This window comes from Curtobacterium sp. BH-2-1-1 (assembly GCF_001806325.1).
Taxonomy (GTDB): Bacteria; Actinomycetota; Actinomycetes; order Actinomycetales; family Microbacteriaceae; genus Curtobacterium.
On record NZ_CP017580.1, the window covers coordinates 1,189,370 to 1,201,370 of the forward strand.

General features: G+C 73.3%; 12 protein-coding genes. 5 read left to right on the forward strand and 7 right to left on the reverse strand.

Translation table 11 applies throughout. The annotated features are described in order from the left end of the window. Positions 1-2: 2 nt before the first annotated feature. The gene (locus BJK06_RS05495) at positions 3-1,001 is read left to right on the forward strand and encodes a LacI family DNA-binding transcriptional regulator (protein WP_070417039.1); all 999 of its coding nucleotides are present in this window, start codon (positions 3-5) and stop codon (positions 999-1,001) included. Positions 1,002-1,073: 72 nt separating this feature from the next. Here the strand turns inward: BJK06_RS05495 and BJK06_RS05500 are convergent, their stop codons facing one another. Both BJK06_RS05500 and BJK06_RS05505 read right to left on the reverse strand, forming a co-directional pair. Next, entirely contained in the window at positions 1,074-1,739 is a 666-nt protein-coding gene (locus BJK06_RS05500; RefSeq protein ID WP_070417040.1) for a TrmH family RNA methyltransferase, read from the reverse strand. 28 nt (positions 1,740-1,767) lie between these two features. Beyond that, complete coding sequence (locus BJK06_RS05505) at positions 1,768-2,445, reverse strand: TetR/AcrR family transcriptional regulator C-terminal domain-containing protein (protein WP_070417041.1); 678 nt, start codon at positions 2,443-2,445, stop codon at positions 1,768-1,770. A 202-nt stretch (positions 2,446-2,647) separates the two neighbouring features. On the opposite strand from BJK06_RS05505, the gene BJK06_RS05510 reads away from it, so the two are divergent. From BJK06_RS05510 to BJK06_RS05520, 3 genes are all read left to right on the forward strand, one after another. Next, positions 2,648-3,445, forward strand: coding sequence for an HAD-IIA family hydrolase (locus BJK06_RS05510; protein ID WP_070417042.1), 798 nt, complete (start codon positions 2,648-2,650; stop codon positions 3,443-3,445). Between the two features lie 2 nt (positions 3,446-3,447). Continuing rightward, a complete protein-coding gene (locus tag BJK06_RS05515) occupies positions 3,448-4,242 on the forward strand; it encodes a methyltransferase domain-containing protein (protein ID WP_070417043.1) in 795 nt (264 codons plus the stop codon). Between the two features lie 243 nt (positions 4,243-4,485). Continuing rightward, positions 4,486-4,764 (forward strand): hypothetical protein, encoded by a 279-nt coding sequence (locus tag BJK06_RS05520; protein WP_070417044.1) that lies wholly within the window; start codon positions 4,486-4,488, stop codon positions 4,762-4,764. A gap of 18 nt (positions 4,765-4,782) precedes the next feature. On the opposite strand, the gene BJK06_RS05525 is transcribed toward BJK06_RS05520, so the two are convergent. The 3 genes from BJK06_RS05525 to BJK06_RS05535 form a co-directional block, all read right to left on the reverse strand. After that, a complete protein-coding gene (locus BJK06_RS05525; protein WP_070417045.1) occupies positions 4,783-5,649 on the reverse strand; it encodes a L,D-transpeptidase in 867 nt (288 codons plus the stop codon). Between the two features lie 77 nt (positions 5,650-5,726). Further along, positions 5,727-7,538, reverse strand: a complete 1,812-nt coding sequence (locus BJK06_RS05530; protein WP_156794774.1) for a phosphatase PAP2 family protein — start codon at positions 7,536-7,538, stop codon at positions 5,727-5,729. Positions 7,539-7,711: 173 nt separating this feature from the next. Next, on the reverse strand, positions 7,712-8,599 hold the full coding sequence (locus BJK06_RS05535) for a CPBP family intramembrane glutamic endopeptidase (RefSeq protein WP_070417047.1): 888 nt from the start codon (positions 8,597-8,599) through the stop codon (positions 7,712-7,714). Between the two features lie 22 nt (positions 8,600-8,621). Here BJK06_RS05535 and BJK06_RS05540 point away from each other — a divergent pair, with 22 nt between their 5' ends. Then, positions 8,622-9,311 (forward strand): metal-dependent transcriptional regulator, encoded by a 690-nt coding sequence (locus BJK06_RS05540; RefSeq protein WP_070417048.1) that lies wholly within the window; start codon positions 8,622-8,624, stop codon positions 9,309-9,311. Positions 9,312-9,639: 328 nt separating this feature from the next. On the opposite strand, the gene BJK06_RS05545 is transcribed toward BJK06_RS05540, so the two are convergent. Together BJK06_RS05545 and BJK06_RS05550 are read right to left on the reverse strand one after the other, a co-directional pair. After that, positions 9,640-10,932 carry a sodium:proton exchanger gene (locus BJK06_RS05545; protein ID WP_258027723.1) on the reverse strand — a complete coding sequence of 431 codons (1,293 nt, stop codon included), beginning with the start codon at positions 10,930-10,932 and terminating at the stop codon, positions 9,640-9,642. 413 nt (positions 10,933-11,345) lie between these two features. Next, positions 11,346-11,990 carry a HEAT repeat domain-containing protein gene (locus BJK06_RS05550; RefSeq protein ID WP_070417049.1) on the reverse strand — a complete coding sequence of 215 codons (645 nt, stop codon included), beginning with the start codon at positions 11,988-11,990 and terminating at the stop codon, positions 11,346-11,348. Between the last annotated feature and the right edge of the window lie 11 nt (positions 11,991-12,001).

Below are 12,001 nucleotides of genomic sequence, written 5' to 3' on the forward strand. Positions count from 1 at the left end.
CGATGCAGATCATGGGAGCCGGCAAACCCGCGACCATCTACGACGTCGCCGCGCGCGCCGGGGTCTCGAAGTCCCTCGTGTCGCTCGTCCTGCAGCGCTCCCCGCGGGTGAGCCAGCAGCGGCGTGACGCGGTGCTCAAGGCGATCCAGGAGCTCGACTACCGCCCCTCCACGGCGGCGGTGTCGCTCGCGGGCACGCGCTCCCGGACGATCGGCGTCGTCCTCGACGACTTCCGGAACCAGTGGTTCGTCGACCTGCTGACCGGCCTGCGCGAGTCGCTGCAGGACCAGGGCCACCGACTCGTCGTCGCGGACCGCTTCCTCAACACCGGGCTCGACGCCTCGCCGGTCGAGGGCTTCCTGTCCATGCGCGTCGAGGGGATCGTCATCGCCGGCGAGCCCGACACCGACCTCGCGATCCCCGCCTCGACCCCGCTCGTCATCGCCGGCGGCCGCGTCGCGATCCCCCGGGCGGACACCGTGGCGAACGACGACCGCGCGGGCGGGGCGATGGCCGCGGAGCACCTGCTCGCCCTCGGCCACACGCGCCTCGGGTTCGTCGGCGCCTCGTCGGCCGCGTCCGACGAACGACGCACGGGGTTCAGCTCCGGTGTCGACGGCCGCGCCGAGGTCTCGACGGTCGTGCTCCCGGGCGAGCCCACCGAGGAGGCCGGGTCGCGCGCTCTGGCGCAACTCCTCGACGCGCACCCCGAGGTGACGGCCGTCTTCGCCGCGAACGACGTGATGGCGCTCGGCGCGCTGTCCGAGCTCGCCGAGCGTGGGCTGCGCGTCCCCGAGGACGTGTCGGTCATGGGCTACGACGACACCCCGCTCGCGGCGACGCGGTACGTGGGGCTCACGAGCATCGACGACCGCAGTGTCGAGATCGGGCGTGGCGCCGGCGAGCGGCTCCTCGCGCGGATCGCCGACCCGACGCCGGCGGCGACCGAGGTCCTGGTCGAGCCCCGGTTGGTCGCGCGGCGCACCACCGCGGCGCGCTGACGCCGACGCGCCGGCGGACGGGAGGCGCGGCTCACCCCCGCCCCGCCGGCTGCGACGAACGGGTGGCGGGGTTCAGCGCGCGGTGCCGTCGGCCCCGCTGGTGCGGTCGATCTCCGCGTGCTGGACGACCCAGCTGTGCATGACGATCGCCGCGGCCGCCGAGGCGTTGATGCTCCGCGTCGACCCGAACTGCGTGATCTCGAGGTGTCCGTCCGCCCCGGCGACGGCCTCGTCGGTGAGCCCGGGTCCCTCCTGCCCGAAGAGGAACACGCACCGTTCCGGGATCGGCGTCGTCTCGATGCGGGACGCCCCGGGGGTGTTGTCGATCGCGATCACCGGGCGGCCCTCGTCGCGCATGGCCTCGAGGAAGGCGGTGACGTCGGGGTGGTACCGGACGTGCTGGTACCGGTCGGTGACCATCGCGCCGCGCTTGTTCCACCGACGGCGCCCGACGATGTGCACGGTGCCGGCGAGGAACGCGTTGGCGCTCCGCACGATCGACCCGATGTTGAGGTCGTGCTGCCAGTTCTCGATCGCCACGTCGAACGCGTGGCGGTGCGTGTCGAGCTCGGCGACGATGGCGTCCATCGACCAGTAGCGGAACCCGTCGACGACGTTGCGGGTGTCCCCGGTCGCCAGGAGCTCCGGGTCGAGCCGCGGGTCGTCCGGCCAGGGCTCGGGGTGCGGCCCGACCCCGTTCGTCGTCCGCTCGTGGGACGGTTCGGGGACTGCGGTCACGCCACCAAGCGTACGGCGGGGTCGCCGGTCACCGGATCCGGGACTCGATCCCCGCGATGAGGACGTCGAGCCCCAGCGCGAACCGGTCCTCGTACGAGTGCGAACCGAGGATCTCCGCCACGAGCTCGTGCCGCTCCGGACGACCGGCCGCGGCCGAGCCCCGGCCGACCTGCACGCCGGTGTGCCCGACCACGAAGTCGTACACGACGAAGAACGCGTACATCGCCTCGGCGTCGGGCAGGCCGGCCGACCGGAGCGCACCGACGACCTTCGCCACGACGGCGTCGGACTCCGTCGACACAAGGGCCCCGCGGCGACTGTGCGACTCGAGCACGAGGGGGTGGGTCAGCATGAGGTCGCGGAAGGTCGTGGCGAACGTCCGGACGACCGCGTGCCACTCGTCCGGCCAGACGAACGTCGCGGTGAACTCGTCGACCGTGCGGCGGACGAGCTCGGCGTGCAGGTCGTCGAGGCCGCCGATCGTCCGGTGCACGGTCATCGGTGCGACGCCGAGCCGGACGCCGAGCGCGCGGAAGGACAGCCGGTCGAGGCCGTCCTCGTTCGCGATGGCCGTCGCGGCGTCGATCACCTGCTCGCGGCTGAGGACGTTGGGGCGGCCACGGCGCCGTCGCGGAGTCGCCTCGGCCTGCTCCGGCGCCGTGACGGGCCGGGGTGCGACGGGCGGGGTTCCGGGTTCGACGAGCACGGGGCGTTCTCCTTCTTCCAGTACGTGTCCCGAAAATTCTTCCAGTACGTGTCCCGAAAAGCCTAGGGCAAAGCCGACCGGCGTTCGGTGTCTCGACCATCTCGGGTCCACGACCGGCGCGCAAGAGCCGATCCGTGCCTCCCGGCCTTCTCCGAGCCGACGCCGAGCCGGGCCGTCACGGGCGCGCACTAGGGTGAGGGGCATGGCAACCCGCGACGAGGTCGAGTGCTGGCTGACCGACATGGACGGCGTGCTCGTGCACGAGAACCAGGCGCTCCCCGGGGCGCCGGAGCTGATCCAGCAGTGGCTCGACGAGGGCACGGAGTTCCTCGTCCTGACGAACAACTCGATCTTCACCCCGCGTGACCTCAGCGCCCGGCTCCGCTGGTCCGGCATCCACGTCCCCGAGGAGCGCATCTGGACGAGCGCCCTCGCCACCGCCGACTTCTGCAAGTCCCAGATGCCCGGCGGCTCCGCGTTCGTCATCGGCGAGGCCGGCATGACCACGGCCCTGCACGAGGCCGGCTTCATCATGACCGAGACCGCCCCCGACTACGTCGTCGTCGGTGAGACCCGCAACTACTCGTTCGAGGCGATCACGAAGGCCGTGCGCCTCATCCGCGACGGTGCCCGCTTCATCGTCACGAACCCCGACGCGACGGGCCCGTCGGCCGAGGGGGTCCTCCCGGCGACCGGCGCCATCGCCGCGATGATCGAGAAGGCCACCGGCAAGCAGCCGTACGTGGTCGGCAAGCCGAACCCGATGATGTTCCGCTCCGCGATGAACCGGATCGGCGCCCACTCCGAGAACACCGGCATGATCGGCGACCGGATGGACACCGACGTGCAGGCCGGCATCGAGGCAGGACTCCACACCGTCCTCGTCATGACCGGCATCAGCGACCAGGCCGAGATCGACCGCTACCCCTTCCGCCCGAGCGAGGTCATCTCCGGCGTCCACGAGCTCGTCCGCACCGAACCCTTCGAGGTGGAGCTGTAGCGATGCGCTGGGACCCGTCGCGGTACGCCGCCTTCGCGGACGACCGCGCGCGGCCCTTCCACGACCTCGTCGCGCAGATCGCCTGGCCGGCGGGTGCGGGCCACGAGGCGCCACGTCGCGTCGTCGACCTCGGCTGCGGCCCCGGGACCCTCACCGCCACGTTGGCAGCGCGGTGGCCTTCCGCGTCGGTGGTCGGGATCGACAGCTCGGCGCAGATGCTGGCGTCGGCGCCGACCGGCCCCGGGTTGTCGTTCGAGCTGGGCTCGATCGAGGACTGGACACCCGGCCCCACGGACGACGTCGTCGTGACGAACGCGGCGCTCCAGTGGGTGCCGTCGCACGTGTCGCTGTTGCCGCGGTGGCTCGACGCGATGCCGTCCGGGTCGTGGTTCGCGATGCAGGTGCCGGGCAACTTCGGGTCGCCGTCGCACGCGCTCATGCGGTCCGTCGCCGCCTCCGGGCCGTGGGCGCCGGCGCTGGCCGGTGTCCTCCGCGAGGACCCGGTGCTCGACCCGGCGGGCTACCTCGGCATCATGCTCGACGCCGGGTTCGAGGCCCGCGCGTGGGAGACCACCTACACCCAGCTCCTGCGGGGCGTCGACCCGGTGCTCGACTGGGTGCGCGGGACCGGGCTCCGTCCGGCACTGCAGGCGCTCGACGCGGCGGACCCGTCCGGCGCGTCGACCGCGGCGTACGAGGCGGAGTACGCGGCGGCGCTGCGGTCGGCGTACCCGGCAGGGGCGCACGGCACGGTGTACCCGTTCCGGCGGGTCTTCGCCGTCGGCCGCAAGCCCTGATCCCCACCCCGTGATCGCCGCTGCCCATCGGGCGCGGCAACGCGTTGCCACCTGGTTCCTCGACCGGGTCGCCGCCACCAGACTCGGAACTCCTGAAACATCCGATTGGAGTTCCACGATGAAGCGAATCCTCTCGGTCGCCGCGGTCGGCACCATGGCGCTCGGCCTCTCGGTCGCTGCACTGCCCACCGCCGCGTCTGCCTCGGTTGCCGGACCTCGGGACCCGTCTGTTCGACGACGACGATGGTCGCCGACCACCTGAAGGGCTGGGTCCACTGGACGATCGAGTGCACCGAGGCCCGCACCGTCGTCGTCGACGCGACGGCGCTCTCGGGCACGCCCGACGACCACGTGATCGTGGACGAGCAGCAGGCCTCGCGGTTCGTCGCCGCGGGCGAGACGTGGACGGACTTCGTCAGGCTGCCAACGGCCGGGGTCGACCAGTTCCGCGCACAGGCGGTCATGTTCGTCACCGCGGACCCGTTCGAGCGTCCGGCGATCATCGGCGGCGCCACCGGCTGATCGCCGCCGCTCGGCGCTCTACTCGACCGTGACGAGGGTGCCGAGCGGCAGGGCGTCCACCGCCGCCACCGCCTCGGCGTCGAGCCGCACGCAGCCGTGCGACACCTCGCCCGAGGTCGTCGCGTTCCAGTGCAGCCCGATCAGCCCGCCGTCGTGCCCACCGTACGGCTCGTCGGCCGCGCTCGAGTGCAGCGAGGTCAGCTGGATCGGGTGGTCGCCGGTCCCCTGGGCAGGGTCGACGTACCGCTGCTCGAGGTAGCCGGTGACCCCGGTCGGCGTCGGGGTGTCCGCCGTGCCGACCCCGGCGCGGAACCGCTGCAGGGCCCCGCCGTCCGACGAGACGATCGACACGGACTGGTCCGTCGTCGAGATGACGACGCGGGAGGTCGGGGTCGACACCTCCCGGAGCGACGCCACCGGTACCCACGCCGAGGTCTGCGCCGCCGCCGATCCCCCGGCGGCCGAGGGCAGCTGCTGGCGCGCCGGGGTGAGGACACGCTCCCAGTCCCCGTCGCGCTCGACCCCGACGACCGTGGTGGGCTGCCGGAGGAAGTCGGTGGCGGCGAACCGCGCGACCGGTGTGGTCCGCGCCGCGCCGAACAGGGGTGCGTCTGCCCGGAGCTGGAACACGGTGTCCGAGGTGATGGTCCGGTCGAACGGCATGAGCCCGCCGATGACCGCCGAGTACTGCGCCTCCGGCAGTGCGGCGAGCGCGGCTGCCCCGACGTGCGGGACGGCCGGGGCGACGTGGGACCGGGTCGCCGACGCCGACGGGACGGGTGCCGAGGCGACCGGGGTGGACCCGAGCAACGGGACGGCGACCGCCCCGGCGAGGACGACCGCGGCAGCGATGCCGGTCGCGGTCCAGAGGGTGCGAGTGCGCATGGGGGGTGCTCCAGGGGTGACGGGAACGGGAAGGCGGCCGGCGCCGCCGCACGGGACGGACGCCGGCCGGCCCGCGATCAGCCGGAGACGACCGGCAGGTGGATGCCCGTGCCCGGGTCGACGACGGTGCCGGTGCCGCCGGTCCCGGCTCCCGCGCCACCGGTGCCCGTGCCCGTGCCCGAACCGGCAGCGGCCGGGGTCACCGTGATCGCGAGCGGTGCGACGAGCGCCGAGGCGCCGGAGGCGTCGACCACGTCGATGGTGTGCGCTCCCGTGGCCGTGCCGGCCGGGATGGTGACGCTGCCGGACACCGTGCCGTCCGCCGCGACGGTGAGCGTGCCCACCGTGACCGGGGTGGAGTGCAGGACGACCCGGACCGAGGCCCCCGGGGTGAACCCGGTGCCGGCCAGTGCGAGCGACCCTCCGGCAGCGACCGAGGTGCCCTTCGGCGCCGTGAGGACGCCGGTCACGACGCGTGCGGTGCCGCCGGTCGAGAGGACCTTCGCGGTGCCGTCGGCCGACACCGCGACCGTGGCGCTCGTGGCGGCGGCGAGGTCGAGGCGCTCCCACGAGCCCGCGGCCGAACCGGACTGGTCGAGCGGGTAGCCCGACGCGATCTCGGTCTGGGCGAGCACGGCGGTGCGCTGCGCGTCGGTCAGGGTCGGGAACGCGGTGAGGAGCAGGTTCGACGCACCGGTCGGCACCGAGGGGGCGAGCCCGGTGGTGCCGGTCGCCGCGAAGCCGTAGGTCATCCGCTCGCGGTAGACCGCCGCGGCCGAGGCGCGGTCGGTGACGACCTGGGCGGTGCCACCGGGGATCGCGACTCCGCCGTACGGGTCGTCCGAGTACGCCGTCGAGTGGGCGATGCAGTTCGCGAGCGTGTCGCCGCACTGCTGCTCGAGGTACGAGACGAGTTCCTTCCGCGCCGGCTCGAGAACCTCGGTGCGGTACTGGGTGTCCGACCAGCGGGCCGCGAGTGCCGCTTCGCCGTCGATGCGCCCGCCCATGATGTCGAGCGGGTAGTGGACGCCGAGCACGATGCGGTCGTTGCCGGCCTCGGAAGCGCGGGCGAGGAGCTCCGGCGCCAGCTCCGGCACGAGCGTGGCGAGGGTGATGCCCGCCTGGTACGCCGTGGTGGTGTGACCGCTCGGGTACGAGCCGCCCGTGCAGATGCCGGCGGTGCCGTACCCGGGGTCGAGCACGACGTCGTTCGGCGAGAACTCGTGCGACGTGTCCGTGGCGACCGGCACCCGCGTGATGTCGAGTGTCCCGTCCGCCGACGCCCAGGCCTTGCCGGCGCGGTTCGCGGCGAGCGACGACGCGTTCACCTTCGCCGGGGCGCAGCCGGTCTGGTCGTCGGTCGCGGGCAGCGTCGCGGTGCTGCTCGCCGGCAGGTACGGCCGCGGGTAGCTGTAGTGCGCCTTCGCGTCACCCGTGCTGACGTACGCGCCGCTCGTGCCGTTCGAGGAGTTCACCACCGCCGAGGTCAGCGGCAGCTTGCCGGCGTTCCGACCCTCGACGTAGATCTTCTCGAGTGCCGGACCGAGCCCCTGCGACACCGTCATCGACTGGTCGTAGGCGGTGTTCGTGGCGTTCTGGTACTCGGAGTCCTGCAGCGCCTTGAGCTGCTGCGCCTTCGTGGCGTGCTGGTTGATCCACGAGGTCAGCCGGTCGTTCTCCGCCAGCGTCCCGGCATCGAGCACGGTGCCGTGCAGGTCGTTCGTCCCGCTCGACTTCCAGTAGTGGTCGTACCCGCTCAGCAGGGAGACGAGGTCGGGCTTGGCGGTGTCGCTCGGGTACCCCGCCGCGGTGGCAACGAGGGGCGAGCCGACGACGAGGGCGGTCGCGACGGCGGCGACGGTCACCCCGCGGAGTGCTGATCTGTGCATGCGCCGAACGCTAAGGACGGGTGGTTGCCGAGCGGGGAACGGTGCACCAAGCCGAGGTGAACCGGACCGCAGCCTGTGCGCACTCGCAGCCCCGCGCCTCCCGTCCGTCCGTCGTCACCACACGGCGGACTGGGCCCACGCTCGCCGGTCCCTGGACGACGCGTCAGCGGCGGTCAGGCCGTGCCGAGTGGGGAGAGGCGCGGCTCGTCGCCCAGCACCGCGTACGCCCCCATGGGCGGCACGGTCCGCCACCGGCGCCGCAGGCGGCGCGGCCGGTCGTCCCGCCACGCGATCACCCCGCCGGCGACGACCCCGAACGCGAGGACCGCGAAGGACAGCAGGCCGATCACGCCGACGACGGCGAGCTTCGACGGGTCCTGCACGTCCGTCGTCGCCGAGAGGCCGATCGACCCGAAGTCCCAGAACGCGTGCAGCAGCACCGGCAGGAGCAGGTTCCCGGTCAACCGGCGCGCGACGTAGAGCGTCGAACCGAACGACGCTGCGAACACGACCTGCACGAGCGTCACCCCGAGACCGGCCCCGGCGAGGGCGTTGAGCAGGTGCAGCACCCCGAACAGCGCGCACGACGCGATCCACACGCCGAACTCGGGCAGGCGCCGCCGGAGCCCGACGAGCAGGACGCCGCGGGTCATCAGCTCCTCGAAGACCCCGACGAGCAGCACCCCGACAGCGAGCAGCAGGAAGTAGCGGACCGGCAGCGCCGACCAGTCCACGAGCGGCAGCCGCACGATGCACACGACCACGATGAGGATCGGCGCCACCATCGTCCACCGCAGGCGCGTGCGCGTCGGGTCGACGGTCGCGATGCGCCACCAGCCGAGCCCGGTCACGACGAGGCAGAGTGCGACGGCGGCGATGCCCTCCGGGACGACGAGCGACCGGACGACGCTGTCCACCGTCTGCCCGAGGGTCGGGTAGTCGTCGCTCGGCCGGGCCCGCCAGGCGCTGACGGCCGCGAACACCACGAGCGGCGCGAGGCCGACGAGCAGCGACGGCGGAACGGGCCAGCGGCGGCGGCGGGAGGGGTCGGCGGCGGTCACCTGCCGTTTGTACCATTGGGGCATGCGCTTGCCCTCCCTGTCCACGATGACGGAGGACTACGTGAAGCTCGTCTGGAAGGCGAGTGAGCGCGGCGGGACGGGTCTGGCCACCCGCGACATCGCCGCGGCGCTCAAGGTGTCCGCGTCGACGGTCTCGGGCAACCTCCGGAAGCTCGACCGCGACGGCCTCATCGAGCACACCCCGTACTACGGCGTCGTGCTCACCCCGCTCGGCCAGCAGGTCGCCGTGGCGATGGTCCGGCGGCACCGGCTGATCGAGACGTTCCTCGTGCAGCGGCTGGGGTACTCGTGGGACGAGGTCCACACCGAGGCCGAGGCGCTCGAGCACGCGGTGTCGGAGACCTTCCTCGACCGGGTCGACGCCGACCTCGGGCACCCGACGCACGACCCGCACGGCGACCCGATCCCCCGCGCGGACGGCACCGTGCCGGACTCCCCCGGGACCCTGCTCGGGGCGATCGAGCCCGGGGCGTGCGGCACCGTCGACCGGGTGTCCGACGACGACCCCTCGCTACTGCGGTACTTCGACGAGCTCGGGGTCGGGCTCGGGACGCACCTGCGCGTGGAGCAGGTGCGGGACTACGCGGGCGTCATCGCGGTGTCCCGGCGGTCGTCGGACGGGTCGGAGTCCCTCGTGGACCTGCCCGCGGCGGCGGCGTCCGCGATCTGGCTCGCCCCCGACGCCGACTGACGCCCGCCCGTCCGTCGCGCCGCGCCGCGGTCGCACGACATGCCGCTCACGTCCGCCGAGATCGTACGAAGCGCCGCCCGCACGCCCGCCATCCGGCAGAAAACGCGACCTCACGAGGTCCGAAACGCACCCACCGGATCGACGGGAGGCGCGGTGCCAGCCCGCACCGCGCCTCCCGTCCCAGCGGGCGGAATCCACCGCCGCCCACCGGGCACGACCCGCCGCTCACGTCCGCCGAGCGGGCACGACGTGCCGCCCGGCGACGCCGAGCGTGACACATCCCGCCCACTCGGCGCACCCCCGCGCCGGCGCCCCGCGCGCCCGCGCGTCAGCCGCGCAACACGGGGGACGACGCCCGGCGGAACGGCGCCGTGACCGTCGGCAGGATCTCCCGCCGGTTGATCCAGAACACCACGACCGCCGCCACGAGGTGCACGATGCTGAGCACCCACCGCCCGTTCGTGTCCGTCACGAAGAACTGCACCGCGAAGAGCGCCGCGAGCCCGATCGCCGACCACCGGTGGAACCGCAGCGCGATGATGATCGCCACGCCGAGCACGGTCTGCGACGCGGTCAGCATGAACTCCTCGACCTGCCGACCGTCGAGCGGCAGCCCGCCCGAGGTGCCACCGCCGAGCACGTGCGCGATCGGCAGCGACCCGACGAGCAGCGACCACTGGTTGACCTTCGACGCGATGAGCGTGCCGATCGCCGCCCCGCCCATCCCCCGCAGCGCGAAGAGCGCGGCGACGATGAACTCCGGCGCCTCGGTGGCGAGCGGCGCGAGCCACTGCACGAGGAAGTAGCTGTCGATCCCGAGGGCGTTGCCGGACTGCACGAGCGCGTCCGCGAACGGCTCCGCCGAGGACAGGATCACGGCCGCGGCGACGACGAACAGCGCCACGATCGTCCAGCGACGCCCACGCTGCGGCATCGAGGCGATGTTGCCCGCCATGCCGACCATCTCCTCCTCGTCGTCGTCGCCGTCCTCGACCTTCGACGCCCGCCAGAGGTACCAGACGAACGCGGCGAGCAGCACGAACCCGAACCACATCGGGATCGAGCCCATCAGCGGGATGAGGAACGCGACGAGGGCCAGGAGCGCCAGGAACCCGATGTCGAGTCGCGAGGAACGCTCGAGCTCGAGCACCCGGGTGGCCGAGGCGGGGAGCGACCCGGTCCGGACGAACCGGCGCGCCACGAGCAGCGAGATGATCACGACGAGAGGCCACCCGAACCCGAGCAGCAGCCGGTTCGAGCCGGTCATGTTGGCCGCGGCGAACTGCTCGTACGAGGGGTCGTACCCGGAGCGGAACGCGTAGTACAGGTCGACCGCGTACTCGGGGAGCACGGCGATCAGGGCGAGGATCGCGATCGCGAGGGCGCCGGCGATGTCCTTCTGCGCGGCCTCGGCGGCCCAGGCGAGCAGGAACGAGGCGGCGACGACGGCACCGCCGAAGACGAGCAGGTCGACGACGGGGTTCGGCGCGAACCCGCCGATCCGGAAGAGGACGGCGGGCAGGGCGATGGCGATGCAGATCGCGATGCGACCCCAGGCGCTGGCGCCCATCCGGGACGCCACGACGCCGGGCGTCGAAGCGGGAGACAGGGTGTCGGTCATGGTGGTCCTCGTGGTCGAGCCATGACGCTGCACACACTCGAGCGGCTTCGGCCATGGCGGAACGGCCGAAGGTCTCGCTCGCCTCGAGGGCCACGTGCACCGGGCCGATCGTCGTGATGGCCAGTGTGTCGATGCACGCGCTGGGAGCTACTCCCCTTCGCCACCACCTTGGCGCGCTCCGATCCGCTCACGCAAGCCGATCGGGCCTGTTCGGCGTCCCGAATCCCGGTGTTCCCCGACCCGCCCCGGAACGGCCTGGTTGCGCGTGGCGGCCCCGCACCGCGCCTCCCGTCCGTCGTCGGGTCGCGCCCACCACGTTTCGTGCGCAGGAATGGTCGGGTCGCCCCCGCCGACCCGACCGTTTCTGCTCACGAAACGACGCGCCCCGCGCGCGGCGCGCAGCGCCGCGCGCGCTACCCCTTCGCGGAGCGGGTGCGGCCGAGCGCGACCTCGCGGCGGGCGCGCTCGACGGCGAGGGCGCTTGCGGCGTCCGGGTCCCGGAGCAGGCGGTCGACCTCGGCCACGTGCGCACGGACGTCGTCCGCACCGCGCGCCGAGGCGTCGTCGAGGACCGGTCGCACGGCGTCCTCGCCGAGCGCGACCAGGGCGCGGGACAGACTGAGCCGGGTCTCCTGGTCGCCACGACCGAGGTGCTCCGCGAGCGTCCGGGCGAGGTCGTCCCGCTCGGCGTCGGGGACGAGTGCGGCAGCGGTGCGCCACGCCGCTCGGAGGACCCCGACGTCGGAGTCCCGCAGCAGGGGCCGCACCGACGGCCAGACCGCGGGGTCGCCGATCTTCGAGAGCGTGTGCAGCGCCTGGCTCCGGGCCTGCGGCAGCGGTCGGTCGAGCTCGGGCAGCACCCGACGGACGACCGCGTCGGCGGGGAGCCGGATGAGCGCCCACGTGAGCATGTCGCGGACGAAGAAGTCCGGCTCGACGGCGCACTGCTCCACCAGCACGTCGAGGTCCGCCGGGTCCGGGTGCGTCCCCACGGCCATGACGGCGCGGAGGCGGACGGACGAACGCGGGTCGGCGAGTGCGGTGGTGAGCGCGGACATGGCCCCATGCA